Below are 26032 nucleotides of genomic sequence, written 5' to 3' on the forward strand. Positions count from 1 at the left end.
CAGGGCAACTCGATACAGACCCTAGGCCAGTTCGCGGTGGAAGAAGTCCAGTTCCAGCGCCGTGATCTTCTCGCGGGTGCCGCCCGGGGTCATGTGGGTGACGCCCGGGAGGGCCAGTAGTTGGTGGGGGCGGCCCGCGTCCGTCAGGGCCTGGGACAGGCGCAGCGTGTGTGAGGGGTGGACGTTGTCGTCGGCCAGGCCGGTGACCAGGAGCAGCGGGCGGGACAGCTTCGGGGCGTCGGGCAGGAGCGAGTCCCGCTCGTAGACGTCCGGGTGTTCCTGCGGCAGGCCCAGGTACCGCTCGGTGTACGCGGTGTCGTAGTGCCGGAAGTCGGTCGGCGCGGCCCCGGCGGCCGCCGCGTGGAAGACGTCGGGGCGGCGCAGTACGGCCATGGCCGACAGGTAGCCGCCGTACGACCAGCCGCGGATGCCGACCCGGCCGAGGTCGAGGTCGCCGTGGCGCGCGGCCAGTGCGTGCAGCGCCGCGACCTGGTCGTCCAGGGTGACCTGGGAGAAGCCGCGGTACATGGCCCCGGTGTGGGCGGGGGAGACGTACGCGGTGCCGCGGTTGTCGACGGTCACGACCGCGAAGCCCTGGTCGGCCCACCACTGGCGGTGCTGCCAGCGGCGCGGGTCGGCGGTGATGTCCTGGGCGCCGGGGCCGCCGTAGCTGTCCATCAGGACGGGCAGCTTGCGGCCGGCGACGTGCCCGCGGGGCAGTACGAGCGCGGTGGGGACCGCGTGCTCGGTGACCCGTTCCAGGACCGGGGCGACCCGGTACGGCAGCGGCTGCGACAGGTCCGAGGGCGTCAACTCCCTCCCGTCGGGGGTGCGTACGACGCGGCGCACGCCGTCGGTGTCGGCGGAGGTCAGCAGCAGGTACCCGGCCGAGGCGGTCGCGCTGTGGACGCCGGGGCCGTCCGCGAGGGGGGTCGCCCGACCGGTGGCGGTGTCGAGCAGCAGCACCTGCTGCTCGGCGGGGTCGCGCAGGGCCGCCTCGATCAGCAGCCGCCCGTCGTGGACCCCGGCCACGCGGCGGACCTGGACGTCGTCCCCGGTGAGCGGTACCCCGTCCACGGCGAGGCCGCGCACGGCGCCGCCCGGGGTGTCGGTGACGGTCAGCATCCGCCCGTCGGGGAGGCGGCAGGGGGTCCCGCCGACGTCGGGGTCCACCCACAGGGGGTGCGTGGTGCGGGACAGTTCCCGGGTGCGCCCGGTGGCCGGATCGGCGGAAAACAGGACGACGGTGCGCTGGAGCCGGTCCTGGACGGTGAGGAGGATCTCCTCGGCCGACTCCCAGCCCGCGTCGGAGACGTAGGGGTAGGTCTCGGCGTCCCAGTCGATCCGTGTCCGGGTCCCGTCCGGGCCGAGCACCCACAGCTGGACGTCGGCGTTGGGCCCGCCCGCCTCCGGGTAGGCGAAGTCCTCGGCCGGCAGCTCGGGGTGGGCCGGGTCGGCGAACCACCGGCGCTGGAGGGCGGATTCGTCGACGCGGGCGGCGAGCAGCGTGCTCCCGTCGGGGGACCACCAGTGGCCGCGGGAGCGTCCCAGTTCCTCGGCGGCGGCGAACTCGGCCAGGCCCCAGCGGGCTCCGTCTTCGGGGCTGACCCGGCCGCCCGGGGCGACGTACAGGGCGTCGTCGGCGACGTAGGCGGTGCGCGAGCCGTCGGCGTTGGGCCGCGGGTCCAGCGCGGGTCCGGCGGCGGGGATCTCCCTGGGGGTCCTGGAGCCGTCGGCGGTGACCTCGTAGAGCCGTCCGTACAGGGCGAAGGCGGCGCGGCGCCCATCGCCGGAGAGGGCGTAGGAGCCGATCCCGGCGGCGACGAGCCGGGTGCGTTCACGCAGCCGGCGCTCGGCGGTGGGGAGCGGGCCGGGCTCGGGGCACAGCTCGCGGGGATCGGCAAGCCGGATCTCCTCGCCGGTGGCGGTGTCGAGCACCCAGAGGCTGTCGAAGGCGTCGCTCGCCCCGGTCGAGCGGAGGAACCAGAGCAGCCTGCCGTCGTCCCCGAAGGACAGTGCCCGCGGGGCGCCGTAGGTGAATCGGGCCGTGCTCGCGGAGAGTCTGAGGAAGTCATCCATAGCCGCAGTGTGACATGTGAAATGTCACCTACACTAGGCCGTTCGAGTGGTGACCCCCGAGGGGCGGGCTTAGCGTCGGAGGGTGGACCCGAACGCAACGCCGAGCAGCCAACGGACCGACGGCACGGTCCGAGGAAGCGGCAACGGACTCGCCCTGGTGGTCATCGCGTCCTGCCAACTCATGGTGGTTCTCGACATCACGATCGTGAACATCGCGCTGCCGAACATCCAGAGCGCCCTGGACTTCTCGACCGAGAGCCTCTCCTGGGTCGTCAACGCCTACACCCTCGCCTTCGGCGGCCTGCTGCTCCTCGGTGGCCGCACCGGCGACATCCTCGGCCGCAAACGCGTCTTCATCTTCGGTGTCCTGCTCTTCGGACTGGCCTCGCTCCTCGGCGGACTCTCCCAGAACGAGGGCCAGCTGATGGCCGCACGGGCTCTCCAGGGCGTCGGCGGCGCCATCGCCTCGCCGACCTCCCTCGCCCTGATCACCACCACCTTCCGTGAAGGCCCGGCCCGCAACCGGGCGTTCGGCGTGTTCGCCGGAGTCTCCGCGGCCGGCGGTGCGATCGGCCTCCTCGCGGGCGGCATCCTCGTCGAGTGGCTCGACTGGCGCTGGGTCCTCTTCGTCAACGTCCCCATCGCGCTCGTCATCGCCGTGCTGGCGGCGAAGGTCCTGCGCGAGTCCGAACGCCACCCCGGGCACTTCGACCTCGCCGGCGCACTGCTGTCCACCCTGGGCATGGTCGCGCTCGTCTACGGCTTCATCCGGGCCTCCCAGGAGGGCTGGCGCGACCCGGTGACGCTCGGCTCCTTCGGCGCGGCCGTGGTCCTGCTGACCCTGTTCATCCTCAACGAGCGGCGGTCGCCGCAGCCCATCACCCCGCTGCACATGTTCGCCGACCGCAACCGCGCCGGCACCTACGGGATCATGCTCATGCTCGCCTGCGCGATCTTCGGCATGTTCTTCTTCCTCACCCTCTTCGTGCAGAACGTGCTCGGCTTCAGCCCGATCCAGGCCGGCCTCGCCTTCCTGCCGGTGAGCGCCGTAATCGCGGTGGGCGCGGGCCTCACCGCGAAGCTGCTGCCGAAGTTCGGACCCAAGCCGTTCATGGTCTGCGGCGCACTGTCCTCGGCGGTCGGACTGGCCTGGCTGACCCGGATCGACGTCCATTCCACGTACCTCGGCAGCATCCTGGGGCCGATGCTGTTCTTCGCCCTCGGCATGGGCCTGCAGTTCGTGTCGCTGACGCTGATGGCGCTGTCCAACGTCTCCGACCGGGAGTCGGGAGCGGCATCCGGACTGCTGAACACGATGCAGCAGGTGGGCGGCTCGCTCGGCCTGTCGATCCTGGTGACCGTCTTCGGCACCGCCAGCCGCAACGAGGCCAAGGAGCAGGTCCCGGACTTCCTCGCCACGGCCGGCCCGGTGCAGAGGGCCTTCTTCGAACGCACCGGCCAGCTCCCGAAGCCCTGGGGCGACCTGGTGCTGACCTCGGGCATCAGCACGGCCTTCGTCGTCGCCGCCCTCTTCACCCTGGTCGGGGCGGTGATCGCGCTGTTCGTCATCCAGGTCCGCCCCTCCGACCTCGAACGCCTCCAGGGCAACCACAAACCGGCGGCCGACCGCATCTGAGGCGCGGACCGGCGGCCGTACGGCCCCCGCCGCGCGGGCCTCCGGTACGTCGTGCGGGGGCACGCCATGCCGCCGGTACGTCAGGCTCAGGCCACGGTGACCCCGGTGACACGGGCCGCGAAGCCGTTCAGGTTGCCCTCCATGCGCGCGAGACGCTCGTCGAGGGTCAGCGACTCCTCCTGCCGGCCGGCGCGCAGCTTCGGCTGCCGCTTGCCGCGTACGTACAGGGGGCAGGCCAGGTCCGCGCAGATGTACGTGCCGACCGTGTTGCCCTCGCGGCCGCGGGCGCCCGCCAGCGGCGCGGCCAGCAGCGTGACCCCGGAGGAGGCGTGGCCCGTCAGGCAGATCTGGCACAGGCTGGACTTCACCGCGCTGGTGCGGCCCACGGAGGGCACGCGCAGGGAGATCCCCAACGGGCCCTCGTCCCGCGGCAGCACGAGATGGGCCCGCAGCGGCGCGCCCGGATCCACCCATCCCAGGAAGTCCAGGTCCTCCCAGGGCAGTTCGGCGAAGTCGAGCGGCAGCCGCATGCGCGCTGCCTCGCCCTTGGTGCAGTTCACGAAGGATGCGCGGATCTGTTTCTCGGTGAGTGGTTCCACGGGCATCGACCCTACGGCGTACCCCGGCCGGCCCGCACCCCGATATCCGGGGGCGGCACCTGCGGCACTAGCCGTCCAGGCGGCGGACCCGGCAGCGTGCCGGGCCCGCCGTCCGCAGGGTGATCCCGGCGCTGACCGGGATCTCGGCGTCCACCGCCTCGAACGAGTACGCCCGCAGGATCATCGCCAGCGCGACCACCGACTCCAGCATCGAGAAGTGCTGCCCGATGCAGGCCCGCGGGCCGCCGCCGAAGGGGAACCACGCGTACCGCGGCCGCCCCGCCTCCGCCTCCGGGGTGAAGCGGTCAGGGTCGAAGCGGTCCGGGTCCGGCCAGTGTTCCGGGCGGCGGTGCGTCACCCAGGGAGCGAGGATCACGTCCGCGCCCGCGGGGATGGCGTGCCCACCGATCCGGGTGGCGGCGACTGACTTGCGGCCGATGACCGGCGCGGCCGGGTACAGCCGCATGGCCTCCTTGACCACCTGCGAGAGGTACGGGAGCCGCTCCAGGTCGGAGGCCTCCGGCTGACGGCCGCCCAGGACGCGGGTGATCTCCTCGCGGGCCCGGTCCTGCTGCTCGGGGTGGCGGGCCAGCAGGTGCAGCGCGAAGCAGAGGGAGGTGGCGGTCGTCTCGTGCCCGGCGAGCAGGAAGATCAGCACCTGGTCGCGGAGCTCGGCGGCGTCGAACTCCCCGTCGTCCGAGCTCCGGGCGGCGGCCAGCAGTGTCAGCAGGTCCTCGCCGGAGGCGCCGCCAGAGGAGGCGTCCGGCCCGGACGCGTCCGCACCTGCCCGCCGCCGCTGTCCGATGATCCGGTCGCAGACCCCGTACAGCTCGTCCATCGCGGCGGCCGCCCGCCTGTTGCCCGGGGTGGGCCAGTTGCGCGGGATGTTGGCGGGGGAGTACCCGCGGCGCAGCACGTAGTCCGTGATGACCGGGAAACAGCGGGCCACGACATCGGCCGTGGCTTCCACGTCGGTGCCGAAGAGGATCCGGGTGACTGCCCGCAGGGCGAGGTGCGTCATTTCGTCGGAGACGTCGACGACGCCGTCCAGGGCCTCCTCCCAGGCGGTGACCACCGACGCGGTCTCGGCGGCGACGGCCCCGGCGTACCCGTCCACCCGGCGCCGCGTGAACAGCGGCTGCACGAGCCGGCGCTGGCGCAGGTAGTCCTCGTCCTGACTGGTCAGCAGACCGTTGCCGAAGGACTCCCGGACCTCCTGGTAGAAGGCGTTGTCCTTGCGGAAGTTGGCCGCCTGGGAGGCGAGCACCTGCTGGACCCCCTCGGGGGAGAAGACGCAGTACAGGTCGGCCCGCATCCCGGGCGGCCCGGCCGAGACCCGCACGATGTCACCGTGCCGATGCTGTGCCCGCAGGTAGGTGCCGAGGGAGTCCGACTTCAGGTCGTGGAGCGATCCGAGCAGCGGCGCCCCGGGGAGCACGGGAACCTCCGTACCCGCGCCGGTACCGCCCGTGTTGGTGTCCAGTGCCATCCGGATGTCCGTCCCCTCGTCGCCACGCCCCTGCAGGAGCCCGATTCTGCCGCCCGCGCCCGCCCCTGGCGAGAGCGCGTGCCCCGTCGGGGCGGATCGGGCCGGGGTCGGGCCGGACGGGGCGGCGTTGGGCTCGCAGTCGATCACCTGGTTCCGGACGGACGGACGGACGGACGTGACGGACGTGACGGGCGTGGCCCCCGTCGAGACCCGGGTGGAGTTCGCCGGCGAGCTTGACAGCCGGCTCCGGTTCAGGGCGCTTGGTGGCGCGGGTGGAGATCTTCTCGGAGAAGACCCGGGTCACCCCGGCCTTGGCCAGGCAGCCGAGTGGGGAGTCCAGGGACTGGCGGGGTGTGGACGCGCGGCAGTCGGGGCGGACGTGCCCAACTGGCCCGGCGTCCGGTGTTCACCGGGCGGGGCAGTTAGGTCCAGACCCAGCCGGGCTTGCGCACGGCGGGGGTCGGCACGTTCAGCGCCTCGGCGAACTGGAGAACGAGGCGGAAGCGGGCGGTGTGGTAACGGATGGCCACCCCATCGCACGAAGCGACACCATCGCTCTGGGTGATGGCCGGACAGCTGACAGTGGTCGACTGTAGCGTGTCATTGCTGGCGTGACTGTCCATCAGATCGGTCTGGAGCAGTCGCGTTGGGCGTCGCAGACGCAGTCTGCGACTACTCGGTTGCCCGCAGTCAGCCCGTGTGGGCCAACAGGAGGAGAACGTCGTGGCGTTTACGCCGGGTAGGACGTATCGGATCCGCAACAAGGCGAGCGACGGTCTGGTCGTGACCCCCAAGGGTTGGAGTTCGGGTGAGACCCAGCTTCAGATCTACACGCTGACGGGCGTGGGCGATGGAAACCGCGCCAAGCAGGTCTGGCACGTCATGCCACTGGACAACGACGACGTGATGCTCGTCAGCAAGCGGACCGGCCTGTGCATCAACGTCCACCAGAACAGCACGGCTCCGTCCATGGGAGTACAGCAGTACGACATCCAGTCCCCCGAGGTCGCCTCCTCCCAGACGTGGATGCTCAGGCCCGCGACAAGCGGTTACCACACCGTCGTCAACAAGAAGAGCGGCCTGGAACTGACCCCCCAGAGCTGGGGCATCTCGCCGTCGACCAACCTCCAGCAATACACTCCCGGCGGGCCGGATACGCGGGAACGGCAGTACTGGGCGTTGGAGGTGGAAGACGAGTATCCGCAGATCACTGGCCTCAGGCCGATTGACAGGGACCCCAACGACATCGGTGACGTCATCCGGCTCACGGGCTTCACGGAGCCCCCGCGGGACACCACACCGGATGTGCTGATCGGCCAGCTGGCCGTGCCCTTCTTCACGATCGGGGACTCCTCGCCCCAGTGGCAGGTCGTCAACAGCCCGTACTACATCGTCAAGCGGTACGGCTACTGGGAGAAGACGTACTTCTACGATCACGCCGGCACCAGCGAGGTCACGAAGACCAAGGAGGTTACGGTCGGCCTCACCACGAGCACCGCCAAAACGGTGGAGGAGACGACCAGTATCTCGGTGTCGGCTGAGGCGTCGTTCGCCTACAAGGGCTTCGCTGCTTCCCTGAGCACGACCTACAGCCGCGAGCTGAAGGTCACCACCTACACCGGCGAGGTGCACGAGCACAGCAAGACGGAGAAGGTCGAAAGGAAATACCAGGCCGACGGCATCAGGGTCGCCGAGTGTCTCTGGTTCCGGGGCGACCGCTACACCGTGGAACGAATGGACGGCACCAAGATCTTGGAATGGAACACACTCAACCCGGCTGTCAGTGTCTTGGACGGCTACGGGCGCTGACGTCAGGTCGGATGCATTCGCAGTGACCGCTGCCCGTCCGACGAGGACAGCGGTCCGGAGCCGAACATCGCCGTCATCGGCCGCTGGTGACGATGGTCGACCATCCTCGCGGACGTACCACTGCGCGGTCCAAGCGAGCACGTGGTAGGGGATGCCGCAGGACGCGGCCATCCGACCAGGCGGCAGAACTCGACGCGGGGCTCGTCCCCTTGGGCGGGCTTGAACAGGTAGGCGGCCGGGTTGTCGTAGCCGCGCGAGCCCGGCACACACACGTCTCCCGAGCGCAGGCCGTCGCGCAGCGGCGAGGAGGTGCACGACGGGGTCCAGGACGTCGACCGCGGACTGTGCCGGCAGCGTGAGCAGGATCGGGTGGCGCCGGTTCTTGCTCGCGTAATGCCGATCCCCCCGATCCGGGCGGTGGCGGCCCCGGCGATCCGTGGGAGGACGGCGTTCCCGTGGGGGCCCGTCGCCGTCGTCGGCGCCGGCGCCCTCCTGGACGTTGACCCAGCCGTGGTACTCGAACACGCCGTCACAGCTCCCGCCGGTAGCGGAGTTCCGCGAGGGTGACGCCGTCGTAGACGTCCTCCTGCGTCGCGCCGTCGGCCGCGTAGCCGGCCCGTGCGTAGAAGCGCCGGGCCCGCCGGTTGTCCTGGAGGACCCACAAGGCCGATGCCGCGCAGCCCTGGTCCCTCATCGCGGCGTGCGCCTCGGCGAGGAGTCCGCGGCCGATGCCCGTGCCGATGAGGTCCGGCGCCACGTACAGGGCGTGGACCTCACCCACCCGCCCCGCGCCCGAGATATCACCGCGGGACGGTCCGAAGCAGACCCAGCCCACCGGGCCGCGGTCGCCGACCGCCACGAGGTCCCTGGACTCGCGCCCGGGCCGGGAGAACCACTGCCGCCGCCGGCCGGCGTCGTCCTCGACCGTCATCGCGTCCAGGTGGGACGGGGGAACGATGCCGGCGTACGCCGCCTGCCACCCCCGGACCCGGATCGTCGAAACGGCCTCGATGTCGGCCTCGCCCATCTCACGCACGCGCACCATCGCGCCACGGTAGGCCACGCCCTTCGCGCCGAACCACCGAATACCGCCCGGTGCCTGCCCACGGCTCGGGACACGGGTCAGGCGTCGCGCGGGCCACGGGTCATGCGGGCTCGACGGGCAGCCACAGCTCGCAGGTCGCGGCGCTGAAGTCGGCCGCCCGGTCGAGGGTGGCCACGATCGAGGGGCCCGGGCGCAGGCGCCACGGGTTGGAAGGGAACCAGTCGGTCGCGGTCGCCGCCCAGGCCGTCTGCAGGGCCTGCGGATGCGGTCCGCTGGTACGGAAGACCGCCCACATCCCCTCCGGCACCTCGATGGCGTCGAGGCCGTCCGGGGCCGGCGTGCCCCGGTCGAGGGCGACCCCGTGCAGGTAGGTCAGTTCGCTGCCTTCCGTGCTGTCGGGATCGAGGTCGTCGGAGACCTGCAGCAGGCCCCGCGGTTCGGTGTCGCCGAGTGCCTTCAGCCGCAGGTGTTCCTCCGGCGGCAGTGCGGCGATGTGCTTCTGGATGTGCGGGTTGACGCCCTGGTGGATGAGCGGGACCCGGGTGGCGTGTCCGACCAGTCGGAACGCGGGTCGGTTGACGAGGCGGGTGTCCATGGGGACGCTCCCTTCGACGGTCAGGCGGAACCTGAGCTGCGGTTGTGTGCGCAAGGGGCCTCCATCGCGGCGCACGTCACCGGGCCCGGCGCCGTGCACCGCCCGGAACGCTCGCCCGAACGCTTCGCCCGACCCGTATCCGTGCCGGACCGCGATGCTCAGCAGGTCCGCCTCGCCGCGGACGACGTCGGCGGCGGCGACGGTCATACGCCGCCTCCGCACGTACTCCGACAGCGGCATGCCGGCCAGCGAAGAGAACATCCGGCGCAGGTGGTACTCGGTCGTGCCGAGCGCCCCCGCCAGCCCGCGGACATCGGGATCCTCCGCGAGGTGCTCCTCGACGAGGTCGACGAGCTGGTTGAGTGCCGAGATCACGAGGCCTCCTTCCGACTCCGATCCTGGCAGCGGACCCCCCGCCCGCACCCGACCGCTGCGAACCGATCCGATCAGGGGCCGGACACCCCCTATGCGCTGTCGAGAATGCTGCCGACCGTTTCCGTGATGCGGTGCTTCCACTTGTGCCGGCGGTTGCAGTACTGGCGCGGGAACCAGCGCCGGTCCTGCGGTATCTGCCGGTTGCACCACTTGCACAGCACCGTGCGGCCCCTGGTCGTGAAATCCCCCATGCCACGACCCTAGTCGCAGTGACCTGTGCCTTCCGCTGTGAGGGGGAACGTTTCAGTGGCCCCAGCGCTGGCCGACGCTGCTGTCCTGACGGCAGTGGGCTTGCACGGCGTGATGCGGAAATTCGAGACGGCGTGCGAGAGGGTGTGCGACGACGGACCACGGAGGTCCCGCCGCCCTCCTCGGGAAGCGGCGGGACCTCGGGTGTGCGCCGGGGGACGGGCGTTCGTCAAATGTCCCGGAAGATCTCGATCTGGGCGCCCACCGAGTTGAGGCGCTCGGCCAGTTCCTCGTAGCCGCGGTTGATCACGTAGACGTTGCGCAGCACCGACGTGCCCTCGGCCGCCATCATCGCGAGGAGGACGACCACCGCCGGGCGGAGGGCCGGCGGGCACATCATCTCCGCGGCGCGCCAGCGGGTGGGGCCCTCGACCAGGACGCGGTGGGGGTCCAGCAGCTGGAGGCGGCCGCCCAGGCGGTTCAGGTCCGTGAGGTAGATGGCGCGGTTGTCGTACACCCAGTCGTGGATGAGGGTCTGGCCCTGGGCGACGGCCGCGATGGCCGCGAAGAAGGGGACGTTGTCGATGTTCAGCCCGGGGAAGGGCATCGGGTGGATCTTGTCGATCGGCGCCTCCAGCTTCGAGGGGCGGACCGTGAGGTCGACCAGGCGGGTGCGGCCGTTGTCCGCCGTGTACTCCGCCGAGCGGTCGTGGTCGAGGCCCATCTCCTCCAGCACCGCGAGCTCGATCTCCATGAACTCGATCGGTACCCGGCGGATCGTCAGCTCCGACTCCGTGACGACCGCGGCGGCCAGCAGGCTCATCGCCTCGACCGGGTCCTCGGAGGGGGAGTAGTCCACGTCCACGTCGATGTTCGGGACGCCGTGGACGGTGAGCGTGGTGGTGCCGACGCCCTCGACCTTGACGCCCAGGGCCTCCAGGAAGAAGCACAGGTCCTGGACCATGTAGTTGGAGGAGGCGTTGCGGATGACGGTGACGCCGTCGTGCCGGGCGGCCGCCAGCAGCGCGTTCTCGGTGACCGTGTCCCCGCGCTCGGTCAGGACGATCGGGCGGTCGGGGGAGACCCCGGCCGCGACCTTCGCGTGGTAGATGCCCTCGGTCGCGGTGATGTCCAGGCCGAAGCGGCGCAGGGCGATCATGTGCGGCTCGATGGTGCGGGTGCCGAGGTCGCAGCCGCCCGCGTACGGCAGGCGGAAGGTCTCCATCCGGTGCAGCAGCGGGCCCAGGAACATGATGATGCTCCGGGTCCGGCGGGCCGCGTCCGCGTCCATGGCCTCCATGTCGAGGCGGGCCGGCGGTACCAGCTCCAGGTCCACGCCGTCGTTGATCCAGCGGCTGCGGACGCCGATGGAGTTCAGGACCTCCAGGAGGCGGTAGACCTCCTCGATGCGGGCCACCCGCCGGAATACCGTACGGCCCTTGTTGAGCAGCGAGGCGCAGAGCAGCGCGACGCACGCGTTCTTGCTCGTCTTGACGTCGATGGCGCCGGACAGCCGACGGCCGCCCACTACACGCAGGTGCATCGGGCCGGCGTAACCCAGGGAGACGATCTCGCTGTCGAGAGCTTCACCGATTCGGGCGATCATCTCAAGGCTGATGTTCTGGTTGCCGCGCTCGATCCGGTTCACTGCGCTCTGGCTGGTGCCGAGGGCGTCGGCGAGCTGACTCTGTGTCCAGCCCCGGTGCTGCCGGGCGTCACGGATGAGCTTGCCGATGCGTACGAGGTAGTCGTCTGCCATGGGGGCACCGTATCTCAGATATGAGATGACTCCTGCGTCGGGTGTGGCAGATGGGTGTGCCGGGCGGCGTGTCGCCGCGCCCTCCCGCGTGTTACTGACCGTCAGATCCCATGGCGGGCCCGCCGTACGTGTGGTGCTCGACGACCCGGCCCAGCAGGCGGGTGAGCTGCTCGCGCTCCGCCGCGGAGAGCGGGGCCAGGAGCTCGTCCTGGGCCGCGTCGAGGATCTGCTCCAGTCTGCGCAGCCGCCGCCGGCCGAGCGGGGTGAGGGTGATGACGTTGCGCCTGCGGTCCTCGGGGTCGGGGGTCCGCTCCACCAGTTCGCGCTCGGCGAGTTCGTTGATGACGGCGACCAGGTCGCTGCGGTGGATGCCGGTGCGGTCGCTCAGCGCGGCCTGGCTCGCCGGCCCCGACTCCTCCAGGGCGACCATGGCCGCATAGTGCCACGTGCGGGCATCTGCCCGGCTGAGGGCATCGGCCACCAGCTGCTGTGCGTGGGTGGAGGCCTGTCCCAGTAGCCGGCTGGGCAGTTCGCGCAGTCGCGCGGGGACGGCCGCGCCCCCGTTCTCTCCCGTGGTCATGGGGTGATGCTACCGCTTGCGTTAGTGCCACCAACGATATAACTTCGTTTGTGCCGCAAACGTTAGTTGCGCAAACGATTACGGAAGGGGTCTTCCATGGCCACGATCGGCGTACTCGACTCGACGATGTACTACGAGGACCGCGGCGAGGGTGTGCCCTTCGTCTTCCTGCACGGCAACCCCACCTCCTCCCACCTCTGGCGCGGCGTGCTGCCCCGGCTCAAGGGCCCGGTCCGCGCCTTGGCCCCCGACCTCATCGGCATGGGGCGCTCCGGCAAACCGGGCGGGGAGTACCGCTTCGCGGACCAAGCCCGCTACCTGGACGCATGGTTCGACGCTCTCGGGCTGGACGAGGTGGTGCTGGTCGGTCAGGACTGGGGCGGCGCGCTCGCCTTCGACTGGGCCACCCGCCACCCCGGGCGGGTCCGCGGGATCGCCTTCATGGAGACGATCGTGCGACCGATGGGGTGGGACGAGTACCCGCCCGCAGCGCGCGTCCGGTTCGAGGCGATACGCACCCCGGGGGTAGGGGAGGAGATGGTCCTCGACCGGAACGTCTTCATCGGGGACAGCATCCTGCGGACCGTGCTCCGCCCGATGGCCGAAGCGGACCGCGCCGTCTACGGCGCCCCCTACCCGACCCGCGAGAGCCGGCTGCCCATGCTGCAGTGGGCCCGCTCGCTGCCGATCGGCGGAGAGCCCGCCGACGTCGTCGCCGTCGTCGAGCGGTACGGCGCCTGGCTGGCCGACAGCCCGGAGGTGCCCAAGCTCCTGCTCACCTTCGACGGCTCGCCCGCCCTGATGGTCGGCGCCGAGACGGCCGCCTGGTGCGAGCGCAACATCTCGGCGCTGGAGAGCGAGTACTGCGGGACCGCGGCCCACCTCTGCCCGGAGGACCGGCCCGAGGAGATCGCCGCGGCCGTCAACGCCTGGGCCGCCCGCCATGCCCTCGTCGCGTGAACGAGGCCGACGCCCCCGGCGCCCGAGGGTCGGTTCCGCCACCAGCCCGGCCCGGCCGCACAGGGTCTGGCCGTTCCGCGCGAAGGGCTCGTCGCGCGAGTCGCAGTGGCCGAGGCCGGCCAGGACGTACGCCGGCAGGCCGCGCCCCGCACCCGCACCGGGACCCCGCTCGCGCCCTGCCGCGCCGCCCGCTCCGGAGGCGCCGTCAGGGCATGCCGAAGTGCCCTCCCGGCCGCTCGCCCCTCCGGGAGTGGGTGCGTGCCTCGTCGCCGCACCCGGACATGTACTAGAGTTATCTCGACATCGAGATATCTGCCGAAGGCGTACCGCAGCCGCCCCCGCTGGTAAGGGCTACCTAACTTAGCCTTACCTTAGCGGATTGGCCAAGGGGCGTGGCGGCAGGATGCGGTAATACGCGCGAATTCATGCATGAAGGAGACTGTCGTGTCGGCGAACAGCTTCGACGCCCGCAGCACGCTGCAGGTGGGCGACGAGTCGTACGAGATCTTCCGGCTGGACAAGGTCGAGGGCTCCGCCCGCCTGCCCTACAGCCTGAAGGTGCTGCTGGAGAACCTGCTCCGCACCGAGGACGGCGCGAACATCACCGCCGACCACATCCGGGCGCTCGGCGGCTGGGACTCCCAGGCCCAGCCCAGCCAGGAGATCCAGTTCACTCCGGCCCGCGTGATCATGCAGGACTTCACCGGCGTCCCCTGCGTCGTGGACCTCGCCACGATGCGCGAGGCCGTGAAGGCCCTCGGCGGCGACCCGGCGAAGATCAACCCGCTCTCGCCCGCCGAGATGGTCATCGACCACTCGGTCATCGCCGACAAGTTCGGCACGAAGGACGCCTTCGCGCAGAACGTCGAGCTGGAGTACGGCCGCAACAAGGAGCGCTACCAGTTCCTGCGCTGGGGCCAGACCGCCTTCGACGACTTCAAGGTCGTCCCGCCGGGCACCGGCATCGTCCACCAGGTCAACATCGAGCACCTGGCCCGCACCGTCATGGTCCGGGGCGGCCAGGCGTACCCCGACACCCTCGTCGGCACCGACTCGCACACCACCATGGTCAACGGCCTGGGCGTGCTGGGCTGGGGCGTCGGCGGCATCGAGGCCGAGGCCGCGATGCTCGGCCAGCCGGTCTCCATGCTGATCCCGCGCGTCGTGGGCTTCAAGCTGACCGGCGAGCTGCCGACCGGCACCACCGCCACCGACCTGGTGCTGACCATCACCGAGATGCTGCGGGGGCACGGTGTCGTCGGCAAGTTCGTCGAGTTCTACGGTGAGGGCGTCGCCGCCACCTCCCTCGCGAACCGCGCCACCATCGGCAACATGTCGCCGGAGTTCGGCTCGACCGCCGCCATCTTCCCGATCGACGACGAGACGCTGAAGTACCTGCGTCTGACCGGCCGCGACGCCCAGCAGGTCGCGCTCGTCGAGGCGTACGCCAAGGAGCAGGGCCTGTGGCTGGACCCGGCCGCCGAGCCGGACTTCTCCGAGAAGCTGGAGCTCGACCTCTCCACGGTCGTCCCCTCCATCGCCGGCCCGAAGCGCCCGCAGGACCGCATCGTCCTCGCGAACGCCGCCCAGCAGTTCGCCCAGGACGTGCGCAACTACGTCGACGACGTGGACGAGGCGGGCAAGGAGTCCTTCCCGGCCTCCGACGCCCCGGCGAACCACCCGAACGGCAGCCCCTCGAAGCCCACCCTGGTCACCCTGGCCGACGGCTCCTCCTTCGAGATCGACCACGGCGCCGTCACCGTCGCCGCGATCACCTCCTGCACCAACACCTCGAACCCGTACGTCATGGTGGCCGCGGCCCTCGTGGCGAAGAAGGCGGTCGAGAAGGGCCTGACCCGCAAGCCGTGGGTCAAGACCACCCTGGCCCCGGGCTCGAAGGTCGTCACCGACTACTTCGACAAGGCCGGCCTGACCCCGTACCTCGACAAGATGGGCTTCAACCTCGTCGGGTACGGCTGCACCACCTGCATCGGCAACTCCGGTCCGCTGGACGAGGAGATCTCGAAGGCGATCAACGAGCACGACCTCGCGGTCACCTCGGTGCTCTCCGGCAACCGCAACTTCGAGGGCCGCATCAACCCCGACGTCAAGATGAACTACCTGGCCTCCCCGCCGCTGGTCGTCGCGTACGCCATCGCGGGCTCCATGAAGGTGGACATCACCACCGAGGCCATCGGCACCGACACCGAGGGCAAGCCGGTCTTCCTCAAGGACATCTGGCCCTCCGAGGCCGAGGTCAACGACGTCGTGGCGAACGCCATCGGCGAGGACATGTTCAGCAAGTCCTACAGCGACGTCTTCGCGGGCGACGCCCAGTGGCAGGCGCTGTCGATCCCGACCGGCAACACCTTCGAGTGGGACCCGCAGTCCACCTACGTCCGTAAGCCCCCCTACTTCGAGGGCATGACGATGGAGACCACCCCGGTCTCCGACATCGCCGGCGCCCGCGTGCTGGCGAAGCTGGGCGACTCGGTCACCACCGACCACATCTCCCCGGCCGGTGCGATCAAGGCCGACACCCCGGCCGGCAAGTACCTCACCGAGCACGGCGTCGAGCGCCGCGACTTCAACTCGTACGGTTCCCGCCGCGGCAACCACGAGGTCATGATCCGCGGTACCTTCGCCAACATCCGCCTGCGCAACCAGATCGCGCCGGGCACCGAGGGCGGCTTCACCCGCGACTTCACCGTCGAGGGCGGCCCGGTCTCCTTCATCTACGACGCCTCGCAGAACTACCAGGCCGCCGGCATCCCGCTGGTCATCCTGGCCGGCAAGGAGTACGGCTCCGGCTCGTCCCGCGACTGGGCCGCCAAGGGCACCGCGCTGCTCGGCGTCAAGGCCGTCATCGCCGAGTCCTACGAGCGCATCCACCGCTCCAACCTGATCGGCATGGGCGTCCTGCCCCTGCAGTTCCCCGAGGGTGCCACCGCGGCCTCCCTGGGCCTCACCGGCGAGGAGACCTTCTCCTTCACCGGTGTGGAGGAGCTGAACAACGGCACCACCCCGCGCACCGTCAAGGTCGCCACCGACACCGGTGTGGAGTTCGACGCGGTCGTCCGCATCGACACGCCGGGTGAGGCCGACTACTACCGCAACGGCGGCATCATGCAGTACGTCCTGCGGAACCTCATCCGCGGCTAAGGGCGCGCCAGGCGGAGCGATCCGCCGTCTGTCGGCACCATAGGGCCGTACCCCCGTCAAGGGGGTGCGGCCCTTCCGCTTTTTCGCGGCGGCGGTCTCAGGTGACGGACAGGTCTCAACTCGGAAAAGCCGGGGACGATCCTTGTGCACGATCTTGCTCAGCCGAGCGGAAGTGGACTATACCTGTGCCCGTCCGGGCCACCGCGTGACGAGCGGCCCCGGGCCGGGGGATGCCGGGGGGACCTGCGGTGATGCCCGCATGCACGGCAACTGCCGCGATTTCCGGCCTCCTTCACACTCCTGACGAAGGCGAGGACATGAGCATGGGATCCACTGGTGAGGGCTTCGGCCGCCGTGATCTGATCAAGCGTTCCGCAGCGCTCGGACTGATCAGCGTGCCGACGATGAGCTTCCTGTCCGCCTGCGCCTCCGGCGGGGAGGACACCACGAAGGGCCCCGACAAGGGGGTCGTGTCCAAGGAGAACCCCTTCGGTGTCGCCAAGGGCGGCACGATGGACGTCGTCGTCTTCAAGGGCGGCTTCGGCGACGACTACGCCAAGGCCTGGGAGGCCGCCTTCGACAAGAAGTGGGGCACCACCAGCTCCCACCTCGGCACCCAGGAGATCACCGGCAAGCTCCAGACCCGCTTCAACGGCGGCAACCCCCCGGATGTCGTCGACAACTCCGGCGCCCAGAGGATCAAGCTGGACGTGCTCTTCAAGAGCAACCAGCTCGCCGACCTCACCCCGGTGCTCGACGCGCCCTCGCTCGACGACCCCGGCAAGACGGTCCGCGACACGCTCATCGCGGGCACCGTGGAACAGGGCACGCAGGGCGGCAAGTTCGTCTCCCTGAACTACGTCTACACCGTCTACGGCTTCTGGTACTCCGGGAAGCTCTTCAAGGAGAAGGGCTGGACGCCGCCCAAGACCTGGGACGAGTTCCTCGCGGTCTGCGCGAAGGCCAAGGAGGCCGGCCTCGGCGGCCTCGCCCACCAGGGCAAGTACCCGTACTACATCAACGTCGTCATCATGGACCTGATCGCCAAGAAGGGCGGTCTGGAGGCCATGAAGGCCATCGACAACCTGGAGCCGAACGCCTTCGAGGGCAACGCGGCCGCCCTCGCCGCCGTCGAGGCGGTCTACGAGGTGGTCGAGAAGGACCTGCTCCTGCCGGGCACGAACGGCCTGACCCACACCGAGTCCCAGACCGCCTGGAACCAGTACAAGGCCGCCTTCATCCCCTCCGGCTCCTGGCTGGAGAACGAGCAGCTCAAGCAGACGCCCGACGACTTCGACATGCAGTTCCTGCCGGTCCCGCTGCTCGCCGACAGCAAACTGCCCTTCGAGGCCATCCGGGCCGGCGCCGGCGAGCCCTTCATCGTCCCGGAGAAGGCCGCCAACAAGGCCGGCGGCCTGGAGTTCATCCGTTCGATGCTGTCGCGCGAATGGTCGACCATCTTCGCCCAGCAGGCCAACTCGCTCACCGTGGTCAAGGACGGCGTGGACCCGGGAGTGAAGCTGCGGCCCGGCACCCAGTCGGCGGTCACCGCCCTCAAGGCGGCGGGAACGAACACCTTCAACTACCTTTATCCCGACTGGTACAGCGAGATGGACACGGCGATCCAGGACGCGTCCAACGAGCTGATGGCCAGGCGGATTGCGCCGAAGGAGTGGATCAAGCGGGCCCAGGCGGCGGTCAACAAGGCGGCACAGGATCCCAACGCCAAGAACAACCGTCGCAGCTGACAGCACGCCCCACCGGTCACCGGCACACCAGGGACGGACACCATGAGCCAAGTAGTCCAGGGCAGGGGACGGGCCGGCTTCATCACCGGCTTCCTCCTCGCACCCCTCGCGCTGTATCTGACCTTCGTCATCTGGCCGTACGTACAGACGTTCGGTTACTCCTTCACCAACTGGACGGGCCAGTCGCCGACCTTCGACTTCGTCGGCGTCGACAACTACTCCGCCCTGATGAAGGACGAGGTCTTCCGCGGAGCCCTCTGGAACAACCTTCTGCTCCTGGTGTTCGTCCCCGTGGTCACCATCCTGCTCGCCCTCTTCTTCGCCTTCATGGTGAACGCGGGCGGGCGGGGCGGGGCCGGCGGTGTGCAGGGCGTGGCCGGCTCACGCCTCTACAAGGTCGTCTACTTCTTCCCGCAGGTCCTCTCCCTCGCCATCCTCGCGGTGCTGTTCGGCGCCGTGTACCGCACCGACGAGGGTGGCCTGCTCAACGGCGTCCTCATCCGGCTCGGCATCGTCGACCGGCTGCACCCCATCGAATGGCTGAACGAGCCGAACCTCGTCCTGTGGTGCCTGCTCCTCGTGGTGGTCTGGCACGGCGTGGGCTTCTACCTCGTCCTCTTCTCCGCTGCCATGCAGTCCATCCCCAAGGACATCTACGAGGCGGCCCTCCTCGACGGGGCGGGCCGCGCCCAGACCTTCTTCAAGGTCACCCTGCCCCTGCTCTGGGACTCCGTGCAGACCTCCGCGGTCTACCTGGGCATCGCCGCGATGGACATGTTCGTCCTGGTGTCGACCATGACCTCGGGCCAGTTCGGCGGCGGCCCCGACCACCACAGCGAGGTCATGGCCACGGTCCTGATGCGGAACTTCCTCTACTTCGGCAAGAGCGGGTACGCCTGCGCCATGGGCGTGGTCATGCTCGTCCTCACCATGATCCTTTCCGTCATCACGCTGCGCGCCACCCGCCGCGAGCGCATCGAGTTCTGAGCGGGAGACCGTCATGACCACAGTGATCAAGGCTCCGGGCGAATCCGCGGCGGAGCGTTCCGGGGGAGCCGGCCCCGGCGGGGAGCGGGGCGGCGGACGTTCCGAGGGCGTGGTCCTCAACGTCTTCTCCCACGGCTTCCTCGTCGTCTGGGCCGTGCTGATCGTGCTGCCGCTGATCTGGCTCGCGCTCGGCTCCTTCAAGACCGACGCGCAGATCGGCGGCTCGGCCCTCAGCTGGCCGGCCAACTGGAACTTCGACGCGTTCGGCAGGGCCTGGGACAAGGGCATCGGCGACTACTTCGCCAACACCCTCATCGTGATGGTCTTCTCCGTGCCGCTGACGATGCTCCTCGGCTCGATGGCGGCGTACGTCCTGGCCCGCTACCCCTTCCCGGGCAACCGGTTCATCTACTACTTCTTCGTCAGCGGGGCGATGTTCCCCGTCTTCCTCGCGCTCGTGCCGCTGTTCTTCATGGTCAAGCGGTTCGACATGCTGAACACCTACCAGGGCCTGATCCTCGTGTACGTGGCGTACTCGATGCCGTTCACCGTCTTCTTCATGCACTCGTTCTTCCGCACGCTGCCGACGGCGGTGCACGAGGCGGCGGTGATCGACGGCGCCTCCGACACCCGGATCTTCTTCCAGGTGATGGTCCCCATGGCCAAGCCCGGCCTGATCAGCGTCGGGATCTTCAACGTCCTGGGCCAGTGGAACCAGTACATCCTGCCCTCGGTGCTGATGCAGCCCCAGACCGGATCGGACCCCGAGCGCTACCTGCTCACCCAGGGCCTGATCCAGCTCCAGCAGCAGCAGGGCTACGAGACCGACCTGCCCGTGCTCTTCGCCGGCGTGACCATCGCGATGATCCCGATGCTGGTGGTCTACCTCTCCTTCCAGCGGCAGATCCAGGCGGGGCTCACCTCGGCGACGCTGAAGTAGCCGGCGGAGCCGCCCCGGCCGCAAGACGGCGGCCGGGGCGGGAGACCCGGTGCCATCAGCGCAGCCCGGACGGCGGTCGCGTCGTATCCGACGTCCGGCGGTGTTCGCGCAGGGCCCTGAGCCCCTACAGCCAGGTGCCGAAGCGGCGGATGTACCAGGTCTTCACGAGCTGGGTGAGCGTGCAGTACGCGAGCAGCACGCCGATCAGCCACGGGAAGTAGCTCGCCGGCAGGGCGACGAAGCCCAGCGAGGGGGCCAGCGGCGAGAAGGGCAGCCAGAGCCCGGTCAGCACCGCGAGGACGGTCGTCACCATCACCGGCCAGGAGGCGCGGGACTGGATGAAGGGGATCTTCCGGGTGCGGATCATGTGGACGACCAGGGTCTGCGAGAGCAAACCCTCGACGAACCAGCCCGACTGGAACAGGGACTGGCTCGCGACGCTGTCGGCCGCGAAGACGTGCCACATGATCAGGAACATCGCGATGTCGAAGATCGAGCTGATCGGGCCGATGGTGACCATGAAGCGGCCGATGCCCTTGGCGTCCCAGTTGCGGGGCCTGCGCAGGTACTCCTCGTCCATCCGGTCCCACGGGGTGGCCAGCTGGGCGATGTCGTAGACCAGGTTCTGGACCAGCAGCATGATCGCGAGCATCGGCTGGAAGGGGATGAAGGCGCTCGCGACCAGCACCGAGAAGACGTTGCCGAAGTTCGACGACGCCGTCATCTTGATGTACTTGATCGTGTTGCCGAAGGTGGTGCGGCCCTGGAGGACGCCCTGCTCCAGGACGGTGAGGTCCTTCTCCAGCAGGATGATGTCCGCGGACTCCCTGGCGATGTCGACGGCGGTGTCCACGGAGATGCCGACGTCGGCGTCGCGCAGCGCGGCCGCGTCGTTGATGCCGTCGCCGAGGAAGCCGACGGTGTGCCCGTCGGCCTGGAGGGCGCGGACGATCCGGGCCTTCTGGACCGGGTTTGCCTTGGCGAAGACTGTCGTACGGGCGGCCAGCGCGCGCAGTTCGGTGTCGTCGAGGGCGTCGGTCTCGGGGCCGAGGACCACGGTGCCCACGTCGAGGCCGACGTCCGCGCAGACCCGGGCGGCGACGAGGCCGTTGTCGCCGGTGACGACCTTCACCGCGATGCCCTTGTCGGCGAGGCCCTCCAGGGCCCGGGCGGCGTCGGCCTTCGGCGGGTCGAGGAAGGCGAGGAAGCCGACCAGGGTCAGCCCGTCCTCGTCGGCGACGGAGTAGGTGTCGCGCGGGGTGGCGACCGTGCGGGTGGCGACGGCGAGGACCCGCAGGCCCCGCCGGTTGTTGTCCTCGGCGATCCGGGTGACGTGCCACCGCAGCTGCTCGGTCAGCTCAACGGTTTCGCCGCGGTCGGTCATGTGCGTGCAGAGGTCCAGGACCTCTTCGACCGCACCCTTGGTGATCATGACGTGTTCGCCGGGTCCGGAGCCGCCCAGGAGCGGGTTGCGGGCCAGGACCACGGACATGCGGCGCCGGGCGAAGTCGAAGGGGATCTCGTCGACCATCGAGAACCGTGTGTCGACGACAACCTCCTCGGCCTCGCCCACGCGGTCGATGACCGCCTGGTCCATCAGGTTGCGCAGGCCGGTCTGGAAGTGCGCGTTGAGGTAGCCGTACTCCAGGACCTCGCCGTCCTCGTCGCCGTGCACGTCCAGGTAGCGGTCCAAGGCGATCCGGTCCTCGGTGAGGGTGCCGGTCTTGTCGGTGCAGAGCACGTCCATCGCGCCCAGGTTCTGGATCGCGTCCAGCCGCTTGACGACCACCTTGCGCCGGGACATGGCGACCGCGCCGCGCGCGAGGTTGGCGGAGACCACCATCGGGAGCATCTCGGGGGTCAGTCCGACGGCGACGGCGACGCCGAAGAGGAGGGCCTCGTCCCAGTCGCCCTTGGTCAGGCCGTTGATCACGAAGACGACCGGGACCATGACCAGCATGAAGCGGATCAGCAGGAAGCTGACCTTGCGCACGCCGGCGTCGAAGTTGGTCTGCGGCCGCTCGCCGACCAGGGAGCCGGCCATCGAGCCGAAGTAGCTGTCGGAGCCGGTGGCGACGACGACTCCGGTGGCGGTGCCGGAGGTGACCGAGGTCCCCATCAGGGCCAGGTTGTCGGCCTCGACCGGGTCGGTGGTGGCCTGCTGGCCCAGGTCCCGCGCCCGGGTGTCGGCCTTGGCGACCGGCAGGGACTCGCCGGAGAGCGCGGCCTGGCTGATCATCAGGTCCTTGGCGGAGAGGATCCGCAGGTCGGCCGGGATCAGGTCGCCGGCGGCCAGCTTGACCACGTCGCCCGGGACCACCTGGTCCATGGGCACCTCGACGGTGGTGGGGACGGAGCCGCTGCCGGCCCGGCGCCGCACCGCGCAGGTGGTGGTGACGAGCCGCTTGAGCGCGTCGGCGGCGCGGCCCGAGCGGTACTCCTGCCAGAAGCGCAGCAGGCCGCTGATCCCCACCATCACGGACAGGATGACCACGCCCGGGTCGGCGGGGTCCTGCCCGTACATGACGGCGGCCAGGAGGACCAGGACGGCGATGAAGGGGTTGCAGAAGGCCTTCGCCAGCTGGACGTACCAGCGCGGCGCGCGCTCCTGGGCGACGACGTTGGCGCCGTGGCGCTCCAGGCGCAGCGCGGCCTCGGCACGGGTGAGGCCGCCCAGGGACGCGTCCACGCACTGCAGGGCCCGTATGCCGGGGGCGGCGCTGATGCCTGCGAGGCGCTCGCCGACGAGCCGGGTACGGGTCTCCAGCTCGGCGGCCTTGCGCTCGCGGCGGGACCGGCCCGGCGGCGCGAGCTTGGCCGGGGTGCGAGGGGTGAGCATGGTCATGGCAACTACCTCCCTCCACGGTTCCGGGCAGCACGGAGCCGGACGGTCACGTGGAGTGATCAGGGGTCGGCGTGCGGCGGCCGCGCGGGCCGTCGCCCGCGCCGACGGACATGGGTGACGCACGCCGGACGGAGCCGTCCGGTCATGCGGAAGGGGAGGAACGCGTGAGGAACGCAGCGGCGCACGGGAACAGCGGCACACCGCTGCCGTGCGCACTCACGAAAAAGGTCGGCCGATCAGCCGCTCGGCGGGTCAGCCGGCGAGAGCGCTGCGAGGACTTCGATCGGGACTCATCCCGAACACCTCCTCGCGTCGCGCTGTCATGACAGGCGCCCGGTCCGGCCGGAAAGGCCGCAGAGGACCGGCGCCTCAGCGACCGTAACACGATCCGGTGGGCCATTCCCTCACCCTTTCGGCCGGTAGGCCCGATTCGTGTCGTGTCAGCCTCTTGACGTGCGGATGCGCAAAGGCTCGACTTAAGGTTCACAAGTTGGAGAGACGCCGGGGTCTCGGAGCGCGAAGACGCGACGTGTCCCGGCCGGGGGGCGACGGCTGGCCGTCGCTAATGGGCAGGAGTGGATGAGTCGTGCAGACTCCCGGATCGCAGTCGTCGCTGCACCGCGCGAATCTCGAACGGGTCGTACGGGCGGTGCGGCTCGCGGGGTCGCTGACCCAGGCGGAGATCGCCCGTACCACCGGACTGTCGGCGGCCACGGTCTCCAACATCGTCCGGGAGCTGAAGGACGGCGGGACCGTCGAGGTCACCGACACCTCGGCCGGCGGCCGACGGGCGCGGAGCGTGTCGCTGAGCGGTGACGCGGGCATCGTGATCGGCGTCGACTTCGGCCACACCCACCTGCGGGTGGCCGTCGGCAACCTCGCCCACCAGGTGCTGGCCGAGGAGTCCGAGCCGCTGGACGTCGACGCCTCCTGGGCGGACGGCTTCGACCGGGCGGAAGCCCTGGTCGGGCGGCTGATCGACGGCATAGGGGTCGGGCTGGACAAGGTCATCGGCGTCGGTCTCGGTGTCCCCGGCCCGATCGACGTGGAGTCCGGCACCCTGGGCTCGACGGCGATCCTGCCGGGCTGGGCGGGGATCAACCCGCGCCAGGAGCTCTCGCAGCGCCTCGGCGTGCCCGTGTACGTGGACAACGACGCGAACCTCGGCGCCCTCGGTGAACTCGTTTGGGGGAGCGGGCGGGGAGTGAAGGACCTGGCCTACATCAAGGTGGCCAGCGGCGTCGGCGCCGGCCTGGTCATCAACGGCCAGATCTACCGCGGACCCGGCGGCACGGCGGGCGAGATCGGGCACATCACGCTGGACGAATCGGGCCCGGTCTGCCGCTGCGGCAACCGCGGCTGCCTGGAGACCTTCGCCGCGGCGCGGTACGTCCTGCCGCTGCTCCAGGGCACGCACGGACCGGAGTTGACGATGGAGCGGGTGGTCGAACTGGCCCGCGGCGGGGACCCCGGCTGCCGCCGGGTGATCACGGACGTCGGACGCCACATCGGCAGCGGAGTGGCCAGCCTGTGCAACCTCCTGAACCCCAGCCGGGTCGTGCTGGGCGGCTCGCTGGCGGAGGCCGGTGAACTGGTCCTCTCCCCCATCCGTGAATCAGTGGGGAGGTACGCGATTCCCAGTGCGGCGCGGCAGTTGTCGGTGCTCACGGGGTCCCTGGGCGGGCGCGCCGAGGTGCTGGGCGCACTGGCCCTCGTGCTGAGCGAGATGGGCGATTCGACGCTTTTGTCAGATCATGGAAGTGGAGTGCGAGCTCCAGCCGTCTTGCCTTCAGGTAGATAACGAATGGCACCGTTGTCATCTCGTTAAGAATTCACTCCTTGACGGCAAAACGCGGCCGGGGTTGACTCACATCCACCTCGGCCGCGGCGTAGCGGCCTCGTCAGGGAGGTTCAAGTAATGAACACGCGTATGCGCAGAGCCGCCGTAGCCGTTGCCGCCGGCGCCATGGCCGTTTCCCTCGCCGCCTGTGGCAGTGCCAAGGAGGCCGGCGACAAGACGAACGAGTCCTCCGGCGCTGCCAAGGGCGACGCGATCAAGGTCGGTCTGCTCCTGCCGGAGAACCAGACCGCGCGTTACGAGAAGTTCGACAAGCCGCTCATCGAGAAGAAGGTCGCCGAGCTCACCGGCGGCAAGGGCGAGGTCGTCTACGCCAACGCCAAGCAGGACGCGACCACGCAGAACTCCCAGGTCGACACGATGATCACCAACAAGGTGGACGTCCTGATCATCGACGCGGTGGACTCCAAGGCCATCGCCGGCTCGGTCAAGAAGGCCAAGGACGCCGGCATCCCGGTCGTCTCCTACGACCGCCTGGCCGAGGGCCCGATCGACGCCTACACCTCCTTCGACAACGAAGAGGTCGGCAAGGTCCAGGGCAAGGCGCTGCTGGAAGCGCTGGGCGACAAGGCCAAGGACGGCCAGATCGTCATGATGAACGGTTCGGTCACCGACCCGAACGCCAAGCTCTTCAAGTCCGGCGCGCACTCCGAGCTCGACGGCAAGGTGAACATCGGCAAGGAGTACGACACCGTCGAGTGGAAGCCGGAGAACGCCAACACCAACATGGCGGCCGCGCTCTCCGCGCTCGGCAAGGACAAGATCGTCGGCGTCTACTCCGCCAACGACGGCATGGCGGGCGGCATCATCACCGCCCTCAAGGCCGCCGGCGTCAACCCCCTGCCGCCGGTCACCGGCCAGGACGCCGAACTCGCCGGCGTGCAGCGCATCGTCGCGGGCGAGCAGTTCATGAGCGTCTACAAGCCGTACGCCCCCGAGGCCGAGGCCGCCGCGAAGATGGCCGTCGCCCTCGCCAAGGGCGGCAAGCCCGAAGGCACCACGTCCACGGTCGACAGCCCCACCACCAAGGGCGTCCCCTCCGTGCTGATCCCGGTCATCTCGCTGACCAAGGGCAACATCAAGGACACCGTCGTCAAGGACGGCGTCTACACGGTCGACGAGATCTGCACCGACAAGTACGCGGCCGCCTGCGCCGCAATCGGCCTGAAGTAGCGGCCCCCGCCGCCTCCCCACGAGGCGGCCCCACGTACCTGACCGGCGCCCCGCCCCTCATTACCCCGCCACCCGGCGGGGCGCCGGGCAGAAACGTTCCCCCATTCGCCCCGCTCCTGCTCTTCTGCACGACATCCCCGCCGG

The 26032-nt window shown here is 69.9% G+C and carries 18 protein-coding genes; 9 read left to right on the forward strand and 9 right to left on the reverse strand.

Annotated features, from left to right (window positions below):
• Positions 1-21: 21 nt before the first annotated feature.
• Entirely contained in the window at positions 22-2079 is a 2058-nt protein-coding gene (locus ACFWFZ_RS18095) for a prolyl oligopeptidase family serine peptidase (protein ID WP_387123409.1), read from the reverse strand.
• An 82-nt stretch (positions 2080-2161) separates the two neighbouring features.
• On the opposite strand from ACFWFZ_RS18095, the gene ACFWFZ_RS18100 reads away from it, so the two are divergent.
• Positions 2162-3715 carry an MFS transporter gene (locus ACFWFZ_RS18100; protein ID WP_387123411.1) on the forward strand — a complete coding sequence of 518 codons (1554 nt, stop codon included), beginning with the start codon at positions 2162-2164 and terminating at the stop codon, positions 3713-3715.
• Positions 3716-3801: 86 nt separating this feature from the next.
• On the opposite strand, the gene ACFWFZ_RS18105 is transcribed toward ACFWFZ_RS18100, so the two are convergent.
• Together ACFWFZ_RS18105 and ACFWFZ_RS18110 are read right to left on the reverse strand one after the other, a co-directional pair.
• Positions 3802-4314, reverse strand: a complete 513-nt coding sequence (locus tag ACFWFZ_RS18105; protein ID WP_387123413.1) for an FBP domain-containing protein — start codon at positions 4312-4314, stop codon at positions 3802-3804.
• Positions 4315-4381: 67 nt separating this feature from the next.
• Positions 4382-5803, reverse strand: coding sequence for a cytochrome P450 (locus tag ACFWFZ_RS18110; protein WP_387123415.1), 1422 nt, complete (start codon positions 5801-5803; stop codon positions 4382-4384).
• Between the two features lie 783 nt (positions 5804-6586).
• Between ACFWFZ_RS18110 and ACFWFZ_RS18115 the strand changes: the two genes are divergently transcribed.
• Entirely contained in the window at positions 6587-7612 is a 1026-nt protein-coding gene (locus ACFWFZ_RS18115) for an RICIN domain-containing protein (protein ID WP_387123417.1), read from the forward strand.
• Between the two features lie 529 nt (positions 7613-8141).
• Here ACFWFZ_RS18115 and ACFWFZ_RS18120 read toward each other — a convergent pair.
• The 5 genes from ACFWFZ_RS18120 to ACFWFZ_RS18140 form a co-directional block, all read right to left on the reverse strand.
• Positions 8142-8657, reverse strand: coding sequence for a GNAT family N-acetyltransferase (locus ACFWFZ_RS18120; protein WP_387123419.1), 516 nt, complete (start codon positions 8655-8657; stop codon positions 8142-8144).
• Positions 8658-8757: 100 nt separating this feature from the next.
• Positions 8758-9627 carry a GyrI-like domain-containing protein gene (locus ACFWFZ_RS18125; RefSeq protein WP_387123421.1) on the reverse strand — a complete coding sequence of 290 codons (870 nt, stop codon included), beginning with the start codon at positions 9625-9627 and terminating at the stop codon, positions 8758-8760.
• A gap of 89 nt (positions 9628-9716) precedes the next feature.
• On the reverse strand, positions 9717-9878 hold the full coding sequence (locus ACFWFZ_RS18130) for a hypothetical protein (RefSeq protein WP_387123423.1): 162 nt from the start codon (positions 9876-9878) through the stop codon (positions 9717-9719).
• 227 nt (positions 9879-10105) lie between these two features.
• Positions 10106-11635 carry a helix-turn-helix domain-containing protein gene (locus ACFWFZ_RS18135; RefSeq protein ID WP_387123425.1) on the reverse strand — a complete coding sequence of 510 codons (1530 nt, stop codon included), beginning with the start codon at positions 11633-11635 and terminating at the stop codon, positions 10106-10108.
• Between the two features lie 91 nt (positions 11636-11726).
• On the reverse strand, positions 11727-12215 hold the full coding sequence (locus ACFWFZ_RS18140; RefSeq protein WP_387123427.1) for a MarR family winged helix-turn-helix transcriptional regulator: 489 nt from the start codon (positions 12213-12215) through the stop codon (positions 11727-11729).
• A 96-nt stretch (positions 12216-12311) separates the two neighbouring features.
• On the opposite strand from ACFWFZ_RS18140, the gene ACFWFZ_RS18145 reads away from it, so the two are divergent.
• The 5 genes from ACFWFZ_RS18145 (at position 12312) to ACFWFZ_RS18165 (ending at position 20012) form a co-directional block, all read left to right on the forward strand.
• Positions 12312-13175, forward strand: coding sequence for a haloalkane dehalogenase (locus tag ACFWFZ_RS18145; protein WP_387123429.1), 864 nt, complete (start codon positions 12312-12314; stop codon positions 13173-13175).
• A gap of 444 nt (positions 13176-13619) precedes the next feature.
• Complete coding sequence (gene acnA / locus ACFWFZ_RS18150) at positions 13620-16337, forward strand: aconitate hydratase AcnA (RefSeq protein ID WP_387123431.1); 2718 nt, start codon at positions 13620-13622, stop codon at positions 16335-16337.
• Between the two features lie 323 nt (positions 16338-16660).
• Positions 16661-18085 (forward strand): N-acetylglucosamine/diacetylchitobiose ABC transporter substrate-binding protein, encoded by a 1425-nt coding sequence (gene ngcE / locus ACFWFZ_RS18155; RefSeq protein ID WP_387123433.1) that lies wholly within the window; start codon positions 16661-16663, stop codon positions 18083-18085.
• 42 nt (positions 18086-18127) lie between these two features.
• A complete protein-coding gene (locus ACFWFZ_RS18160; protein WP_387123435.1) occupies positions 18128-19072 on the forward strand; it encodes a carbohydrate ABC transporter permease in 945 nt (314 codons plus the stop codon).
• A gap of 13 nt (positions 19073-19085) precedes the next feature.
• A complete protein-coding gene (locus ACFWFZ_RS18165) occupies positions 19086-20012 on the forward strand; it encodes a carbohydrate ABC transporter permease (RefSeq protein ID WP_387123437.1) in 927 nt (308 codons plus the stop codon).
• Between the two features lie 124 nt (positions 20013-20136).
• On the opposite strand, the gene mgtA is transcribed toward ACFWFZ_RS18165, so the two are convergent.
• The gene (gene mgtA / locus ACFWFZ_RS18170) at positions 20137-22857 is read right to left on the reverse strand and encodes a magnesium-translocating P-type ATPase (protein WP_387123438.1); all 2721 of its coding nucleotides are present in this window, start codon (positions 22855-22857) and stop codon (positions 20137-20139) included.
• 586 nt (positions 22858-23443) lie between these two features.
• On the opposite strand from mgtA, the gene ACFWFZ_RS18175 reads away from it, so the two are divergent.
• Together ACFWFZ_RS18175 and ACFWFZ_RS18180 are read left to right on the forward strand one after the other, a co-directional pair.
• Positions 23444-24658 (forward strand): ROK family protein, encoded by a 1215-nt coding sequence (locus ACFWFZ_RS18175; protein WP_387123440.1) that lies wholly within the window; start codon positions 23444-23446, stop codon positions 24656-24658.
• A 117-nt stretch (positions 24659-24775) separates the two neighbouring features.
• On the forward strand, positions 24776-25888 hold the full coding sequence (locus tag ACFWFZ_RS18180; protein WP_387123442.1) for a sugar ABC transporter substrate-binding protein: 1113 nt from the start codon (positions 24776-24778) through the stop codon (positions 25886-25888).
• Positions 25889-26032 lie beyond the last annotated feature (144 nt).

It is taken from the genome of Streptomyces sp. NPDC060232 (genome assembly GCF_042726555.1).
GTDB lineage: Bacteria > Actinomycetota > Actinomycetes > Streptomycetales > Streptomycetaceae > Streptomyces.